The organism is Alkalibacillus salilacus (assembly GCF_030812915.1).
GTDB lineage: Bacteria > Bacillota > Bacilli > Bacillales > Alkalibacillaceae > Alkalibacillus > Alkalibacillus salilacus.
In genome coordinates, this window is the sequence record NZ_JAUSTQ010000005.1 from 65,045 (window position 1) to 83,009 (window position 17,965).

19 protein-coding genes are annotated in these 17,965 nt (G+C 39.7%); 2 read left to right on the forward strand and 17 right to left on the reverse strand.

Features of this window, described 5'->3' with window-relative positions:
• Positions 1 to 159: 159 nt before the first annotated feature.
• The 10 genes from eno to J2S77_RS07695 form a co-directional block, all read right to left on the reverse strand.
• Entirely contained in the window at positions 160 to 1,443 is a 1,284-nt protein-coding gene (eno, locus tag J2S77_RS07650) for a phosphopyruvate hydratase (protein WP_306976138.1), read from the reverse strand.
• A gap of 18 nt (positions 1,444 to 1,461) precedes the next feature.
• The gene (gene gpmI, locus J2S77_RS07655; RefSeq protein ID WP_306976141.1) at positions 1,462 to 3,000 is read right to left on the reverse strand and encodes a 2,3-bisphosphoglycerate-independent phosphoglycerate mutase; all 1,539 of its coding nucleotides are present in this window, start codon (positions 2,998 to 3,000) and stop codon (positions 1,462 to 1,464) included.
• Positions 2,993 to 3,754: a triose-phosphate isomerase gene (gene tpiA, locus J2S77_RS07660; RefSeq protein ID WP_306976142.1), complete on the reverse strand. Its 762-nt coding sequence runs from the start codon at positions 3,752 to 3,754 to the stop codon at positions 2,993 to 2,995. Before tpiA ends, gpmI begins: the two co-directional genes overlap by 8 nt.
• Positions 3,755 to 4,990, reverse strand: coding sequence for a phosphoglycerate kinase (locus J2S77_RS07665; protein ID WP_370871802.1), 1,236 nt, complete (start codon positions 4,988 to 4,990; stop codon positions 3,755 to 3,757).
• A gap of 65 nt (positions 4,991 to 5,055) precedes the next feature.
• Positions 5,056 to 6,066, reverse strand: a complete 1,011-nt coding sequence (gap, locus tag J2S77_RS07670; RefSeq protein WP_306976144.1) for a type I glyceraldehyde-3-phosphate dehydrogenase — start codon at positions 6,064 to 6,066, stop codon at positions 5,056 to 5,058.
• 19 nt (positions 6,067 to 6,085) lie between these two features.
• Entirely contained in the window at positions 6,086 to 7,111 is a 1,026-nt protein-coding gene (locus J2S77_RS07675; protein WP_306976146.1) for a sugar-binding transcriptional regulator, read from the reverse strand.
• A gap of 156 nt (positions 7,112 to 7,267) precedes the next feature.
• The gene (locus tag J2S77_RS07680; RefSeq protein WP_167262338.1) at positions 7,268 to 7,525 is read right to left on the reverse strand and encodes a glutaredoxin family protein; all 258 of its coding nucleotides are present in this window, start codon (positions 7,523 to 7,525) and stop codon (positions 7,268 to 7,270) included.
• Positions 7,526 to 7,721: 196 nt separating this feature from the next.
• Positions 7,722 to 9,137 carry an alanine/glycine:cation symporter family protein gene (locus tag J2S77_RS07685; protein WP_306976150.1) on the reverse strand — a complete coding sequence of 472 codons (1,416 nt, stop codon included), beginning with the start codon at positions 9,135 to 9,137 and terminating at the stop codon, positions 7,722 to 7,724.
• Positions 9,138 to 9,288: 151 nt separating this feature from the next.
• Complete coding sequence (locus J2S77_RS07690; protein ID WP_306976152.1) at positions 9,289 to 9,828, reverse strand: transcription repressor NadR; 540 nt, start codon at positions 9,826 to 9,828, stop codon at positions 9,289 to 9,291.
• Entirely contained in the window at positions 9,800 to 10,960 is a 1,161-nt protein-coding gene (locus tag J2S77_RS07695) for an IscS subfamily cysteine desulfurase (RefSeq protein WP_306976154.1), read from the reverse strand. Before J2S77_RS07695 ends, J2S77_RS07690 begins: the two co-directional genes overlap by 29 nt.
• Before the next feature lie 105 nt (positions 10,961 to 11,065).
• On the opposite strand from J2S77_RS07695, the gene nadC reads away from it, so the two are divergent.
• Together nadC and nadA are read left to right on the forward strand one after the other, a co-directional pair.
• On the forward strand, positions 11,066 to 11,914 hold the full coding sequence (gene nadC, locus J2S77_RS07700; protein WP_306976155.1) for a carboxylating nicotinate-nucleotide diphosphorylase: 849 nt from the start codon (positions 11,066 to 11,068) through the stop codon (positions 11,912 to 11,914).
• Between the two features lie 2 nt (positions 11,915 to 11,916).
• A complete protein-coding gene (gene nadA, locus J2S77_RS07705) occupies positions 11,917 to 13,017 on the forward strand; it encodes a quinolinate synthase NadA (RefSeq protein ID WP_306976157.1) in 1,101 nt (366 codons plus the stop codon).
• A gap of 49 nt (positions 13,018 to 13,066) precedes the next feature.
• Here the strand turns inward: nadA and J2S77_RS07710 are convergent, their stop codons facing one another.
• From J2S77_RS07710 to J2S77_RS07740, 7 genes are all read right to left on the reverse strand, one after another.
• A complete protein-coding gene (locus tag J2S77_RS07710) occupies positions 13,067 to 13,609 on the reverse strand; it encodes a cysteine hydrolase family protein (protein WP_306976159.1) in 543 nt (180 codons plus the stop codon).
• On the reverse strand, positions 13,609 to 14,358 hold the full coding sequence (gene nadE, locus J2S77_RS07715) for an NAD(+) synthase (protein WP_306976161.1): 750 nt from the start codon (positions 14,356 to 14,358) through the stop codon (positions 13,609 to 13,611). Before nadE ends, J2S77_RS07710 begins: the two co-directional genes overlap by 1 nt.
• A 159-nt stretch (positions 14,359 to 14,517) precedes the next feature.
• A complete protein-coding gene (locus J2S77_RS07720; protein ID WP_306976162.1) occupies positions 14,518 to 14,871 on the reverse strand; it encodes a DUF2200 domain-containing protein in 354 nt (117 codons plus the stop codon).
• Positions 14,872 to 15,013: 142 nt separating this feature from the next.
• On the reverse strand, positions 15,014 to 16,054 hold the full coding sequence (gene pseI, locus J2S77_RS07725; RefSeq protein WP_306976164.1) for a pseudaminic acid synthase: 1,041 nt from the start codon (positions 16,052 to 16,054) through the stop codon (positions 15,014 to 15,016).
• Positions 16,054 to 16,767 (reverse strand): PIG-L deacetylase family protein, encoded by a 714-nt coding sequence (locus J2S77_RS07730; RefSeq protein WP_306976166.1) that lies wholly within the window; start codon positions 16,765 to 16,767, stop codon positions 16,054 to 16,056. Before J2S77_RS07730 ends, pseI begins: the two co-directional genes overlap by 1 nt.
• On the reverse strand, positions 16,760 to 17,455 hold the full coding sequence (locus J2S77_RS07735) for a formyl transferase (RefSeq protein WP_306976167.1): 696 nt from the start codon (positions 17,453 to 17,455) through the stop codon (positions 16,760 to 16,762). The genes J2S77_RS07730 and J2S77_RS07735 overlap by 8 nt, the downstream gene beginning before the upstream one ends.
• A 6-nt stretch (positions 17,456 to 17,461) precedes the next feature.
• Positions 17,462 to 17,920 (reverse strand): GNAT family N-acetyltransferase, encoded by a 459-nt coding sequence (locus J2S77_RS07740; RefSeq protein WP_306976169.1) that lies wholly within the window; start codon positions 17,918 to 17,920, stop codon positions 17,462 to 17,464.
• Positions 17,921 to 17,965: the final 45 nt, after the last annotated feature.

The following is a 17,965-nucleotide window of genomic DNA, read 5'->3' on the forward strand; positions in this document are numbered from 1 at the left end:
CTGATTATTTCAGCGCCCTACCGAATATATCAGCGAGATTCCAATTATATCAGCGACCTCATCATATTTATCAGCGACTCCTACATTTATATCGACAACCTCACCTAAATAAAAAGCACCCAAGGCGATTAACACGCCTTGGGTGCACAATCTACTCGCTTATTTCAGATTATAAAAAGCTGATTCGCCTGCGTAAAATGCAGTAGACATTAAATCGCCTTCGATCCGTAGAAGTTGATTATATTTAGCAACACGATCTGTACGAGATGGTGCGCCTGTCTTAATTTGACCAGCATTTGTTGCAACAGCAATGTCTGCGATTGTTGCGTCTTCAGTTTCACCTGAACGGTGTGAAATAACTGCTGTATAGCCAGCGCGTTTGGCCATTTCGATTGCTTCAAATGTTTCAGTAAGTGTACCAATCTGATTCACTTTAACAAGGATAGAATTACCAATACCTTTTTCAATACCTTCTTCTAGTTTCTTCGTGTTTGTAACGAATAAGTCATCGCCTACTAGTTGAACACGGTCACCGATACGCTCTGTTAACACTTTGAAACCGTCCCAGTCATTTTCATCTAATCCGTCTTCAATACTGACGATTGGGAATTTGTTAATTAAGTCTTCATACCAATCGACCATTTCTTCAGCTGTACGCGTGACACCCTCACCTTTAAGGTTATATTTACCATCTTGATAAATTTCAGATGCTGCAACGTCCATTGCTAATTTAATGTCAGTTCCAATTGTATAACCTGCTTTCTCAACCGCTTCAACGATTGTTTCAAGCGCTTCTTCGTTAGATTTCAAGTTCGGCGCGAAACCACCTTCGTCACCAACACCAGTTGCATAACCTTTTCCTTTAAGTACTTTCTTAAGCGCGTGGAAAATTTCAGCACCTTGGCGAAGCGCTTCTTTAAATGTCGGCGCGCTCACTGGCATAATCATAAATTCTTGGATGTCGACATTATTATCTGCATGCTCTCCACCGTTTAGAATATTCATCATTGGTGTAGGTAGTGTACTTGCTGAGAAGCCACCAAGATATTTATATAGAGGTTTTCCTTCAAAATCTGATGCTGCATGAGCTGCTGCCATCGATACACCTAAAATGGCATTTGCTCCGAAACGACCTTTGTTTTCAGTTCCATCTAATTCAATTAATGTTTGGTCGATTAAAAGTTGTTCGGTTACATCGAAGCCAACAATTTCCGGCGCGATAATTTCATTAACGTTTTCGACAGCTGTTTCAACGCCTTTTCCTAAGTAACGGTCATTGTCGCCGTCACGAAGTTCAACTGCTTCGTATTCACCTGTTGAAGCGCCACTTGGCACCATTGCTTTACCAAAGGCGCCTGAGTCTGTCATGATTTCAACTTCGACTGTTGGGTTACCTCGAGAATCTAACACTTCACGTGCATTGACATCTAAAATATAAGGCATAGATTGTCACTCCTTGATTTATTTTTTAATTAATGATTGGCCTGTCATGTCTTTAGGCTGTTCGACATTTAGTAATTGTAATAATGTTGGTGATAAATCACCTAATACTCCGCCCTCGCGTAATTCAACACCTGGCTTAGTCACGATCACAGGTACAGGGTTTGTTGTATGGGCTGTCATCGGACTGCCATCATCGTTTAATACGATATCAGAATTTCCATGGTCAGCTGTAATAATAACAGATCCGCCTAACGCGTGAATCTTCTCAACGACTTTCCCGAGACATTCATCGACAGCTTCAACTGCCTTGATCGTCGGCTCTAACATACCAGAATGACCGACCATATCTGGGTTCGCAAAGTTTAAAATCGTTAAATTAGGTGCGTCATCATCATAAGCTTCTAACAGCGCATCAGTTACTTCATAAGCACTCATCTCAGGCTTCAAATCATACGTCGCAACTTTTGGCGAATCAATTAAGATACGATTCTCACCTTCAAACGTTTGCTCCGCTCCACCATTCATGAAATAAGTGACATGTGGATATTTCTCAGTTTCAGCAATCCGTAGTTGACTCATTCCCTGATTAGAAACGACTTCACCAATAGTGTTCTTAGGTGAATTTGGTGGATAAACAACATCAACATCAAATTGATCACTATACTGTGTCATCGTCACCATATATAAATCGTCCAAATCGTCATAACCTTGCTCGAATTGATCTAACTGATTATTCGAAAACACATCTGTTATCTGTTGGGCACGGTCCGGTCTGAAGTTAGCGAATAATATAGCATCACCGTTGTTCACTGTTGCCACTGGCTCGTCATCTTCATTTGTTAAGACAAATGGTTCAACAAATTCATCAACGACATCTTGTTCATATGAAGCTTCTACGGCTTGAATGGCATCTTTAACATGCTTACCTTCGCCTAAACGAATCGCACGAAACGCTTTTTCTACACGTTCCCACCGCTTATCACGATCCATTGCATAATAACGTCCAGATACAGTGGCAAGTTGACCAAGATTGATCTCATCCATTTTAGCCTGCAGTCGTTCTAAATAAGTGACAGCGGTTTTCGGTCCAACATCACGACCATCTAAAAAGGCATGTACATAGACGTCATTAATTCCTTGTGATTTTGCCGCATCGAGCATTGCGTGAATATGGTTCTCATGACTGTGAACACCACCGTCTGACAACAAGCCGAATATATGCCATGCGCCTTCATGTTCTTTTACGTGACTCGCTGCATTCGTAAAGCTTTCTTTCCCTTGAAAACTGCCGTCTTGAATCGCTAAGTTAATGCGGGTTAGGTTTTGATAGACAATGCGGCCAGCACCAATATTTAAATGACCTACTTCAGAGTTACCCATTTGACCTTCAGGAAGGCCTACTGCTTCACCTGAAGCGGTTAAAGTAGTGTGTGGGTATTCTTGCCAATAACGATCAAAATTAGGTATATGAGCTTGTCTAACAGCATTACCATAGTCTTCATCACGCATCGCAAAGCCATCTAAAATAATTAATGCGGTTAATGGTTGGTTAGGCATTGGCACCAGCCTCCACGAGTTTCACAAATGAATCTTCTTCTAAACTAGCGCCACCAACTAATGCACCATCAATATCCGATTGACTTAGTAATTCATCAATATTAGCTGGTTTCACACTGCCACCATACTGAATACGAATAGCTTCACTGACGTCTTCTGAGAAAGTATCTTTCAACACTTGGCGAATGTGGGCACAGACATCATTAGCTTCTTCACTTGTTGCCGTTTTTCCAGTTCCAATCGCCCAGATCGGTTCATAAGCGATCACAACTTGCTTCGCCTGTTCTTCAGTTAAACCAGCTAATCCAGCTTTCACTTGCTTTTCGACAAATGTAAACGTCTCATTATTCTCGCGTTGTTCTAAAGACTCGCCAACACAAACAATCGGTGTCATCTCATGGTTGAATGCCGCTTTTACCTTTTGGTTAACTGATTCGTCTGTCTCACCAAACATTTCACGGCGTTCAGAGTGTCCTAGGACAACATAATCGACTAAAATATCTTTTAACATTTCTGGACTGACTTCACCTGTAAAGGCGCCACTATCTTCAAAATGCATGTTTTGTGCTGCAATTCCAACAGGGAAATCACGTGCAGCTTCAGTTAATAGGGGTAAATGAATATACGGTGCGCAGACGACAGCTTCTACTTTCTCCGCCTCCGGTAATTGTTCACGTACGTTTAAAAGAAAACGAGCCCCATCACCCGCTAGTTTATTCATTTTCCAGTTACCTGCAATAATTGGTTTACGCATTTATTTCACCTCTTCGTCTAGTTCGTTAAGGGCAGCTACACCTGGTAGAACCTTGCCTTCCATAAATTCAAGGGATGCACCACCACCTGTTGAAATGTGATCCATTTGATCTGCATAATTAAACTTCTCAACAGCTGAAGCAGAATCGCCTCCACCAATTACGGTATAGCCTTCAGTTTCTGATAAAGCCTTAGCGACACTTTTCGTACCATTAGCAAATGCCTCATACTCAAAGACACCCATTGGACCATTCCAAATGACGAGTTTTGAGTCACTAATAATTTGCGAGAAGTTCTCAACTGTTTCTGAACCAATATCAAGGCCTTCCCAATCACTTGGAATTTCGTCGATTGGTACTACTTTTGTGTTCGCCTCTTCTGAGAAGTCATCTGCTACTGTAATATCGACTGGTAGATGTAGAGACACACCTTTATCTTTCGCTTTTTGGATAAATTGTTTCGCTGAATCAATATTGTCCTCATCAAGTAATGATTGTCCAATTTCATGACCTAACGCTTTAATAAACGTATACGATAGACCACCACCAATTAATAAGTGATCCACTCGATCGATTAAGTGGTCAATTACACCAATTTTATCCTTAACTTTCGCACCACCAATAATCGCTGTGAATGGACGTTCAGGATTGTCCAACGCTTTACCTAGTACTTCAATTTCTTTTTCTAATAAGAAACCTGATACAGCTGGTAAATGGTGAGCGATTCCTTCCGTTGAAGCGTGAGCACGGTGAGCTGCACCAAATGCATCATTTACATATAAATCCGCTAGAGACGCGAACTGTTTCGCTAATGCTTCATCATTCTTCTTCTCGCCTTTTTCAAAACGGACGTTTTCTAAAAGCATGACGTCGCCTTCTTCTACTTCGCCGACTGCTTTAGAAACATCTTCACTATAAACATCATCTGTTTTGAAAACAGGTTGTTCTAAATAATTACTTAAATGTTGTGCAATAGGATCGAGACGAAGTTCTTCTACTACTTCACCATCTGGACGACCTAAATGGCTAGCTAGAATGACTTTCGCTCCGTTTTGTATTAAGTACATAATCGTTGGTAAAGCTGCTTGAATTCGGGTATCATCGGAAATTTCACCTTTTGACATAGGAACGTTAAAATCGACACGACAAAAGACGCGTTTTCCTTGTAATTCAACATCACGTAAATTCATTTTTCGTTTCACTTGAATACCTCCAAGGCTAAATTTAAGGAGGGACATATCTAGTCCCTCCTTCTATTTTAGAACAAGTCTTGTGATAAAGAAACACTTACTCGCTGTGTTATTTACTCTAAGCCTTGCTCTGCCATATAAACAGCTAAATCTACACAACGGTTAGAATAGCCTGATTCGTTGTCATACCAGGAAACAACTTTAACCATATTATCTTCCATCACTAATGTTGAATCACCATCAACAATTGATGAACGTGGGTCACCATTATAGTCAGAAGATACAAGTTGTAGGTCACTGTAACCTAAGATTCCTTTAAGCTCGCCTTCAGAAGCATCTTTAAGTGCTTGATTAACCTCATCCACACTCACATTTTGATCTAGCTCTGCAGTTAAATCAACGAGTGAAACGTTTGGTGTTGGTACACGCATTGCCATACCTGTTAATTTACCATCAACTTCTGGTAGAACTTTACCTACTACCTCAGCTGCACCTGTTGTTGTTGGGATAATGTTTTGTGCAGCCGCACGTGCACGACGATAATCTTTATGAGGTAAGTCTAAAATTTGTTGATCGTTTGTATATGAGTGTACAGTTGTCATAATGCCACGGTTTAAACCGAATTTATCACTTAGTACTTTAGCAACTGGTGCTAAGCAGTTTGTCGTACATGACGCGTTAGAAACGATTGTGTGTGCTTTAGGGTCATAATCGCTTTGGTTAACACCCATTAGTAACGTCTTATCTTCTTGCTTACCTGGAGCAGAGATAATCACTTTCTTCGCACCAGCATCGATGTGTTTTTGTGAATCTTCACGCTTCGTGAATAGGCCTGTTGATTCAATGACAATCTCAACACCTAAGTCACCCCAGCCTAAATTAGCTGGGTCACGTTCTGACATGACTTTAATTTCTTTACCATCTACGACTAAGTTTTCACCATTCGCTTCAACATCTTCTGATAATGTGCCATGAACCGTGTCGTATTTAAGTAAGTGCGCTAACATATTGGCATCTGTTAAGTCATTGATTGCAACAACTTCTACTTCATCATTGTTTAACGCTGCACGAAACACGCGACGTCCAATTCTTCCAAATCCATTAATTCCTATTTTTACTGTCATAAAAAATGCCTCCCATTTTTTAATTATATTCTTTAAGTAAATGACGAGCTATGACCTCATCAATTACTAAGACATCACTTTCTCCCCATTTCAAATAAGCAGAAATGGCTTCACATTTCGAACGACCGCCAGCAACGGTGATAATTCGACTTCGTTCTTTTAAATCATCCATTGCAAGACCAATCGAATTCACTCTGTGTACAGTCTTCCCGTTTTTGTCGAAGTAATAACCAAAAGATTCGCCAACAGCTTGGTGTTCATTGATTTTATTCATCGTTTCAGCTGCTGTCTTGCGTCGTTTCGCCATAGTCTCCGCATCACCGATTCCATGAATCACGATATCGGCCTGCTTCATCAACTGCAATACTTCAACAATGGTCGGTTCTTCTTGCATTTTCGCATGTAATTCCTCACCGATTGAGTCAGGTACGTATAACAATCGGTATTCGCCATCTGTCTGTGACGCCATTTTGACACAAATCGAGTTGGCCTGGTATTCATGCAAATCACCTAAACCACCACGCGCAGGAACAAATAATGGTTTCACGTCATCGACTGGTTGCAGATAATCAGCAACCGCAGCCATCGTCGAACCACCTGTTACTGTCACGACTGAATCCCCATGATAAGAAGCAATCAATAGATTAGCCGCTTCTTTACCTAATAATGATTTGACTTCTTGTGGCGATGCATCTTCGTCACCTGGCACAACTTTCACTTGCTTCACAGGCAGACGTTCCATGAGCTGTTGCTCCATGAAATCAAGATCTGAACCTTCTTTCAATACTTGGTGATAAGCGCGAATGACCTCTGAACCATCTTGAGTGACATACATGCCTTTGGAGGTAATTAAAATTAAGCCTTGTTCATCTAAAAACTCAGTTTCACTTCGCATTTGACGCTCTGTTTTATCTAATTGCTCAGCTAATGAACGCCGACCGACTGGCTCAGTCTGCCCAATCGTCTTTAACACATGGTACCGGGCATCCATCTTCTCTAACAAATCAGGTACTAACTTTTTTTGAAAATCAAAAATGCGGTGCAAAAAGACATCACCTTCTTATCACCTTGTCTTATAACTTTGTTAACTCTGCCATGATGGTGGACGCCAATTGACCTTTAGCAAGTCAAAAAACGTCCCGCTTACAGCAAAAAAATATCCTACTATTAGATTAGCAGAAGCCCTTACTAATTTCAAACATTAAGTAAGGTGTTCCTGCAAAAATTGTTCTAATGTGGCGAACGAAATAGAATCGGCTGATAATTCACGTGATCCAATGCGTACAACCGGGATCAACAAAAAGTAATCCTCAAGTAATCGCTCATCTTGATAAATATTTTGCTCAACAATTGAAAAATGATAATCCATCTGCAAAATTTGCAACAATTGTTTCACGTCTTCGCATAATTTACAGTTTTGCTTCGTGTAAAAATAGACAATTGCGCTGTCACGGGCCATATGGTGAACACTCCTTATCCGTTTCAGGTGACGATCATAAATAAACCACCTTTTATAAATTGATTAATCTATAGCAAACCATGTTTATCTTCGAAGGGTTTCTAATCTGTTAAATAACATTCCCATATTCTATAATAATTCAAACATTAAAAATCCGAAAGTATCCTGTTTATAGGTACTTTCGGATTAAATAATTTTAAGAATCTTGCTGCTTATCTTGTTCGCCCCACCACTCAACATTTTTCAAACCATGCTTACTAGCTTGAAACTCTGGATCATAGCCATCTTTACGTTGTTGGACATAATCACCTAACACACGGAAAGCAATACGACTGAGTAGTATTATAGCAATTAAGTTAACTGTTGCCATCATCGCCATAAACAAGTCAGCCATATTCCAAACAATATCAATGGAAGCTAGCGAGCCGAACATGACCATAAATAAGACGACAAAGCGATAAACGTTACGCCATAATTTACTATGTTTTAAGAAATCAATATTTGATTCACCATAATAATAGTTACCAATTAATGAACTGAACGCGAATAAGAAGATTGTAACAGCTAAGAAAATAACAGCCCATTCCCCAATTTGCGCACTTAAAGCAGTCTGGGTTAACTGAATTCCATCTTCTGTATGACTCGCAAAATCACTATATAACAAAATCACAAACGCCGTCAGCGAACAAACAACGATCGTATCAAAAAAGACAGCTAATGACTGAACAAGTCCTTGCTTCGCTGGATGACTCACACCTGCTGTCGCAGCAGCGTTTGGCGCACTACCCATACCAGCTTCGTTTGAGAATAAGCCTCGTCTAATCCCTTGCATGAGTGCAGCGCCGACACCGCCGCCAACAGCCTGCTCTAAGCCAAATGCATGCGACACAATCATCATGAAAATACGGGGGACTTCAGACAAATTCATAAACACGACGACTAGTGAGACTGCGACATAAATGACCGCCATAATCGGTACAATTGTTCCTGAGACAACCGCAATTCGTTTAATACCACCGAAAATAATAATACCCGCAAAAACAACGAGTACAATCCCTGTCACAAGTGGATCAATATCAAATGCTTTCTCAACAGCACCTGAGATCGTATTTGCTTGTACCGCATTAAATACTAACCCAAATGTAATCGTAATTAACACCGCAAATAATACAGCCATCCAACGTTGGCCGAGTGCTTTTTCTATATAATACGCCGGACCACCGCGAAATCCGTTTTCATCAGGCACTTTATACACTTGCGCAAGTGTACTTTCGATAAACGCTGTCGCCATTCCGATCAGCGCAATCATCCACATCCAAAAGACAGCACCTGGACCGCCTACTGCGACCGCTAAAGCGACACCAGCTAAGTTACCTGTCCCGACGCGTGATGCAATACTAATACTAAACGCTTGAAAGGCATTTGTTCCGCGCTTACCACTCTGTTCAACCGCTTCCTCTCGAATCACTTTGAACATTTCCGGGAACAATCGGAACTGAACGAAGCGACTGTATAATGTAAAAAATAGTCCTGCAAAAATTAATAAATAAACTAATAAATAATCCCAAAAAATTGTATTACCTATTCCAATTAATGTACTAAGAAAATCCATTTTCACCTCTCCTTTCTAAATAGTTGTCATCCATTTTATCAATTTTTTAACGACAAATGAATTGTTTTTTTGTGTTCATTCGTAATAGAAACTCAAAATTTTCATTAGTCAGCCCACAAAAAAACTCGGCCTTCGCCGAGTTTCGAATCAATCATACGTCCTTCACCAATAAACCACGTTCTCTTAATGCTTGCTCAGCTTCGTTGAGAAGTGTCTCATCATCTGCTGCGATGGTATGCAGGTGAACCCCACCTGTTAGCTCTGACAACAAAGCCGCTTCTGATGTCTGAATTTGTTCGATAAAACGCCTAACATCGACTCGATTGGAAATATGTAAAACCGCTTTAAATTCACCGTAAATCGGATGATCAACAATGACATCTTTCACGTACACACCGTGGTCGACTAAAATCGTCAATTCTTCTTCTGTTTGATCGCGATTGTGACGACACGCAATTGTTCGTTCAAACCGGTGAGTTTCCGCTTGATCCCGCATGTACACATAACCTTGACTCGTTGATATGATCGGTTCATTCTGCGCTTTTAACAACGCAACATCACCAACAATCACTTGCCGACTAACCTGATACGTTTCAGATAGTTCTTTTCCTGTTTGCGGTTCATTTTCTTCTTTTAATTTATTTAAAATATGTCGCCTTCGCTCATCGCTCGACAATCGTTGGTTGGCCATCGGAATTCACCTCATTTAAAACATTCGTTTCGATTAATGTATTTAAACATGCAGCTAGCTGTTTTACCTCATCATAAGTCGTATAGCGACCAAAGGAAATGCGGAAAAATTGCCTTGCTGTTTCCTCACCCATCTGCAAGGCGTTCATTGCATTCGCTGACTGTTGATAGCGCACATCGCATGCACTCCCTGTCGAGATCGCGATGTTATGTCGATTACATTCTAACATAACATACTGACCTTCCATATGTTCGATCGCCATCCCGATAATAGAAGGTAATTGAATCGACTTTTCCCCTTCGAAAAATTGTATCACATTAGGTTCAATAAGCGACTCCTTAAATAATGCTCTTAATTGAGATTGATTATGATGTTCTTCTTCAATCCGTTCAACCGCTTCCTCACAAGCTGAGGTCATGGCTACCACACTTGGAACATCAACTGTATTTCCTCTCAACCATTTTTGCGCCATACTTGCCGAATCATATTTCGGATGATCTTTTAAATAAAGAAAACCTACACCCTTAGGGCCATAAACTTTATGACTGGAAACAGACAAACTATCAACAAGATCCGCGATGTTTGATAAATCTACCTTGCCAAAACTTTGCACAGCATCAACGTGTAATAATGCCTGATACTCGGCACACAGTTTACTAATTTGCTCAATAGGCTGAAGCGTACCGATTTCACCATTACTATGTTGCACACAAACAATCGCTGTCTGTTCGTTTAACACCTCATTCAAACGCTCTAAATCAATCACACCATTTGAATTAAATGGAATCACACTCACCTGGTAACCTACTTGTCTAAAAGCCGCTTCGGTTTGACGAATCGAATTATGTTCACCTGCTGATAAAATGACGTGATTCCCTTCTGCTTGTTGCTTTAAATGTTCGATCCCTAACCAATTCCCCATCGAACCACCACTTGTTAGATGAATATTGTCTGATTGTGCACCGATAAACTCTCCTAATTGCTTTTTGCAAAATTGGACAACTTGTTCAGCTTCACCTCCCAAATCATGCATACTATTCGCATTGCCAAAATATTGACGTGCTGATTTCACATAAGCATTCAATGCCGTATCACTCATCGGTGTTGTTGCAGCATAATCCAGATAAATCACTCGATCCGCCCCTTTCAGAATAACCCTTGCTATTCATTTAATAATATGTAAATATAGGTGTCAAGACACATGTAAATAATTAAGTAGAAGAGAGGATGTGAAATATTGAACAAATTAAAATTAAAGCAAATGCTGACTCATTTCTTTAACGAAGACATCGGGGATTATGATGTGACAACTGATTATTTATTTAATGAACAGGACCGAAGTCAACTAATCATCACAGCCAAAGAATCAGGTATTTTTTGTGGTGAATCTATTATTTATGAAGGCTACACTTTACTAGATCACACCATGCATATTGAGGTATTAGTATGTGATGGCGAAAAAATTTCACCTGGCGATGCCATTGCCTACATAACGGGACCCATCAACACATTATTAAAAGGTGAACGAGTTATTTTAAACATGATTCAACGTTTATCAGGCATTGCGACCACAACAGCACAGGCTGTCGAACTTTTAAATGATCACCATATTCGTATTTCTGATACACGAAAGACAACACCTGGATTAAGAATGCTAGAAAAATATGCTGTTCGTGTGGGAGGCGGAGTCAACCACAGATTGCGCTTAGATGACGCTGTTTTAATTAAAGACAATCACATCGCCTTCTTCGGATCGGTAAAAAAAGCTATTCATCAAATCCGGAGACAAATCGGCCATATGATCAAAGTCGAAGTCGAGATCGAAGACGAAGATCAATTACTAGAAGCAATTGAAGCGGACTTCGATGTGATTATGATTGATAATACTGACATAACGACTATAACCAACTGGGTAAAACTGATTCCTGAATCCAAAATTGTCGAATTATCCGGTGGAATTACACCAGAAGATTTACCTCGATATCGTGGGTTACCAATTGATGTTATTTCAATGGGGTACTTAACTCACCATATCCAAGCGCTAGATCTAAGCGCTACTCATCAGCCGATTAAGGAGCGTGTTTAATAATGTCATTATTACAACAAATAGAACAGTCTGTATCGCAAATTCCTGAACACTATAAACAGATGGATCAAGAGCGGCTAAATCAGATCATTCAGCAAGCAAAGGATGAATTAGGTGACGAGTTGTTTATACCTGGCCATCATTATCAAAAGGATGAAGTGATTGCCTTTGCCGATGCTCGCGGCGATTCCCTGGAATTAGCACGTAAATCCGCTCATACATCAGCAAAACATATCGTCTTTTGTGGCGTGCACTTCATGGCGGAAACGGCCGATATTTTATCAGCTGAGGATCAACATGTTTACTTACCAGACTTACGCGCGGGTTGTTCGATGGCTGACATGGCTGACATCAACCAAACAGAACGAGCGTGGGAACGATTAACAGAGCAACTTGGAGATACGATCCTACCAATGACTTATGTAAATTCTACTGCTGCAATCAAAGCGTTCGTTGGTAAATATGGTGGCGCAACCACGACTTCTTCTAATTGCGAACAGATGATGACGTGGGCTTTCAGTCAAAAGGAACGTATTTTATTTTTACCAGATCAACATCTCGGTAGGAACACAGCTTATGACCTTGGTATTCCACTAGAGCATATGGCTGTATGGGATCCAATCTTAGAAATTTTAAACTACGACGGTGATCTTGAAGATATTAAAGTCATTCTTTGGAAAGGACACTGTTCTGTCCATGAAAATTTTACTGTTCCCAATGTCGAAGCTGTACGAGATGAACATCCAAATATGAGCGTCATTGTCCACCCAGAATGTAAGCGTGAAGTCGTTGAACTTTCAGATGACGCCGGGTCAACACGGCATATTATCCAAACGATTGAAGCGGCTCCATTAGGAAGTGAATGGGCAATCGGAACGGAAATGAATCTCGTAAAGCGACTGATTAAGGAAAATCCTGATAAGCACATCATATCGTTGAATCCTCATATGTGCCCTTGTTTAACGATGAATCGCATTGATCTTCCTCATCTCGCTTGGTGTCTGGACTCGTTAAGACGAGGAGAACCAATAAATCGGATCACAGTCGATCAAGCGACAAGCGACCAAGCAACAGCTGCATTAGAACGAATGTTAAATCGATAGAACATAAAAAGGTTCAAATACAAACGACTGTATTTGAACCTTTTATTGATCATGCTTCATGTATTTTGCCATTAAAGGCTGAGATATCACATGCTGTCAGTCGATGGATAATATGAAGAGCCGCTTCATTATATACTTGTTCTTCTGAAGCAATCGCATTTTCAGGCACCCACATAGAATAACCTTCGATATAAGCATCTTTAGCGGTAAATAACACGCACATATCACCTGCGACACCCGTTAATATTAGATGGTCGATACCCAAATCTTTTAGCATTAAATTTAGCTGAGTACCATAAAACCCGGAATGTTTTGGTTTGTAAATAAAATAGTCATCTTCAGTAGGCCTCAGTCGATCAATCCAACCTTTTCCCATACCATCTGAACAATAATCGACCAACTCGTCATAAGATTTCTTCCACATACCAAAATTATCATTCACATATATGACAGGAATTCCTTGTTGTTTAGCTAACTGTTTCAGTTCAACAATGGGTTCAACAATATCCACGGTATGAGAGTATAAATTTTCTGCTCCAATAAAATCCATTCGATTGATCATATCAATAATCAGTAATGCTTGATTAGCCATTAGGCATCACCTTTTCGATATGGCATAGGTCCAGGTGGTACTTCGCGTTTATGAGCCGAACGTTTATGCAGGGATTTAATGATATCAGCTGATTTGTTCGGTATATCTTCACCTCGTAGAAACGCATCGATGTGATCATAAGACACACCCATCTCTTTCTCATCCGTCTGACCTTCCCACAGACCAGCACTCGGTTGTTTATTTAAAATCGCATCGGACACACCGAGATATTCGGACATTTGATAAACTTCTTTCTTCGTTAAATTACGAAGAGGCTCCATATCCGATGCTCCGTCACCATACTTAGTAAAATAGCCTGTGTAGGTTTCGGCCTTATTACCTGTACCAACCACTAAATAATTAAAATTCTGAGCTAAAGCATATAGTGTACCCATACGAATACGTGCTTGTAAATTTGCTCTAACTAATTGTTCCTGCTCAGTATTCCACTGCTCTTGTAATTGAGCTTGAATCGTTTTAATTTGTGTTTGATACGTTTCCGTTAATTCTATGCCATAATACGGCATATCTAACGTATGAACTAAATCCAGCGCATCTGCTTGATCAGTAACCGTTTGATTAATAGGCATGATGACACCTAACGAACGTCCAGGAAACCCGCGTTGCATTAATGCTGCAGCCAAAGCCGAATCAATGCCACCACTGACACCGACAATCACTCCATCAGCACCAGCATCATCTACATAATCTTGCATCCAATTGACGATATAATTAATCCGCGCTTCCATCGAAACCCTCCTTGAACATCTAGTTGTAATATACCTTCAATGCAAAAACTCAAACATCAAACAAATAAAAATACCACCAACTCAATTGGAGTTAGTGGTTATTAAAATTGAACATAACTTGTGCAATCCCTACATATTTACTGTTATATATAGAATGATTTAAGCTTGTCTCAAAATCTTCTCCATCTTTTTTCCCTTTGCCAATTCATCAATTAACTTATCCAAATAACGAATTTCTTGCATGGTTGGTTCTTCGATTTCTTCTACACGAACACCACAAATAACGCCTTTAATCAAATGCCTTGAGTCATTCATTTCAGGTGCATCCGCAATAAATGTTTCAAAATCTGTTTCTTTTTCCAACTGAGCTTCAATCTCTTCTTGGTTGTATCCTGTTAACCAACGGATAATTTCATCTACTTCTGATTTTGTTCGACCTTTTCTCTCCGCTTTTTTAATATAGTGAGGATAAACGCTAGCAAAGCTCATCGTATAAATCTTATGTTTAGCCATAGACCTTCTCCTTTGTCTTTATATCTATACTTTAACATATATAGACCACGTGCTGATTGAAGATTAGTTAACTGATTACTACATATCAAATATACAAAACAACCTCAATCCTTCATAGATTAAAAGGATTGAGGTTGTTGGGTTAATCCCTCATCATGTTCCATTGAAGTGGTGTCCCTCTTTTGATTGCTTTGTTAGCCCTTTTTCCCAATACAGTTGATAAATATTTCGGACTCATACCATACCCAGGTCGTATTGACCGCACATTATCCTCAGTGAATATTTCTCCTGTTTGAATATCTTCTACCACAAATAATGACCGTGCTAATTTTCGTGAGTTTGCTTTTTGTTCCGTTATAGAGTAATCGACTTTACCGATAGCTTTTTCTGCTTGTCGCACGGCATTCACCATTTCCTGAAATTCACTCGGCTCCATAGAAAAAGATGCGTCTGGTCCACCAAGAGCTTTATCTAAAATAAAATGCTTTTCAATAACTCTTGCTCCAAGTGAAACTGCCGTAATCGGAACGACACTTCCATGCGTATGATCAGATAAGCCGATCTCTGTGTTGAACGTGTTCTTAAAATTAACCATTGTATTTAAATTTGCGTCTTCAATTTTAGCAGGATATGCTGATGTACATTTTAATAAGGTGATATCCTCATTTCCTACATTGCGACAAGCTTCAACTGCATCATAAATCTCTTGAACAGTCCCTATCCCTGTCGATAAAATCATCGGTTTGCCCTTCGATGCGGCATATTCTATTAATGGAATATCAGTTATTTCAAAGGAGGCAATTTTATAAGCCGGATTATTCAAAGTCTCTAATAAATCAACAGCCGTTGTATCAAACGGACTGGAAAAACAAATCAAGTCCTGCTCATGAGCATAATTAAACAATTCCTGATGCCATTCCCAAGGGGTGTAAGCTTCTTCATATAAATCATACAGCGTTCGTCCATCCCAGATCGTGTCATGGTTCAATTTAAAATAATTTTGCTCAGATCGAATTGTCATGGTATCAGGTGTGTATGTTTGTAGTTTGATCGCATCGGCTCCTGATTTAGCTGCTGCATTAATCGTCTGTTTGGCAATATTAATATCATGACTATGATTGGCGGACAACTCTGCAATGATCAATACACGATCTTTTAATAATTCATGATCCGCTTCAAGCATTACTGATTCTCCTCATTTTCATTGATCAAAATGTTTCTCCCTAATATGAAGGCTTCAGCATGGTGAACCCCTATATTAGACCCTCTCCATTCGGACAACACTTGCACCCCTTCAATTGACCTTGGGTGCGGCCATTCACGCATTTCAGACGTATAGGACTGGAGCGCTTTTAATTTTGCTTCGATGGAATGAGAAATATCGACATACCAGTTCGGAATAAAATTTGGGGCTGATTGGGGAGGCATCCATTCTGTGCTCGAAACTGTTTCGAAAAATAATAGCTGTTTAACTAAATGCTGGCCTGGAATGGGTCGGCAAGCTGTTATGACTGCTTCATGAATCCGTCTATGGTCGATATTAACATCACCAATATGATGGGTATAAACGATGTCAGGTTTTACACGATCTATTATTTGTTCAATCACCTTAATAATATCTAATCGGTCCAGTTGATCCATACGATTATCTGGAAACTGATCCAAAATTAATTCATGTACACCTAAGACATCATTGGCTTTTTCTGCGTCTTTTGCCAATTGTGATAATTGATCATATCGCTCTTCTCGATCACGCTTTGGATCTCGACTTGTTATTCCCTCTGCTAAGATAACAGAGTGGACCGTGTCTCCTTGCCTAACATGATTCACAATGGTCCCGCCACACCCGAGGATTTCATCATCAGGATGGGCGGCTATGACTAAGACATTACTCATCGCTGTCTTCCTTTCTCGTTATTTTCACATCAGCATGAATATACCCCTCTTTTAAACTCGCCCGCTCAAATTCAAATAACAAATCTTCTGTTTCTAAATAGGCTCGCGGATAAGAAGTTGCATCTAACATCCTTATGTGGTCAAAGGCTCTTTCTAATGTGTCGATTTTCTTTAAATTACCTTCTGTTCTTTTTCGTCTTGAAAAAGAAACCACTTCCCCGACTTGTTCATAAGGTGTAGGTTCTGTTTCGATTATTTCCTGAATCATTTGCTCGATCGTTTGTGCTGCTCTCATGTAGATTTCTTCAGCTGATCCATATAAACTTAAATCCTTTTTTAAATAAATCGGCCCAGCATCTATCTCTGCTTCACAACGTATAGCCGTTAGTCTTGTTTCGTAAATGCCTCGACTGATTAAGTTCTGCAACGGGGTCCCACCTCTTCCGTAGGGTAAATCAGTCATATGAAAGACAATACATTCAAAGTTCTCATACACCTCTTGAGGAATGATGAATGACCAATGAGGGATAAAAATATAGCAAGGATTAATGGTAGATAAATAGTCGTATGTTAACGATTCCCGATTAGATATATAATACACTTGATGGTCTAAAGTATTGGTTAAATTCTCGTAAACCTGACGATACCAGTCATGATTCGCAACAATAACGATTTTAACTTCGATCACCACCTATTAATCTAATAATTCTTTATAAAATTCTATATGCGTATCATACTCATCCGACCTAAAATTCGCTTTATTAAAGGCCTTAATCGACGCTTTATTTTGATATTTAACCTTTCCAACTAGTTTACTAATCGGTAAATCGTATTGATGAACGATGCCTGATAAATGCTTGATTAATTCGCTACCATAACCACGGCCACGATAGGCATGGTCTATACTATAATCAATGACACCTACGCCTTGTTCTATATCGATTCTTAGTTGACCGATTGGCTGATCGTATCGATATACCATAAATATTTTATGATCCGCTGATTTCAGTTTATTCTTAAACCATTCTTGATGGTCACTGTAGTTAATTTTATTAGAATCAAATGCGTTATTTCGGACACTTTCCTCATTGGCCCAAGTATATAATTGCTCACAATCAGACTCATTTGCTTCCCTGATATAAAAATCTTCCACTCTAAACACCTCTATTCACTCAACAACTAAGTTACTTAATAAGTG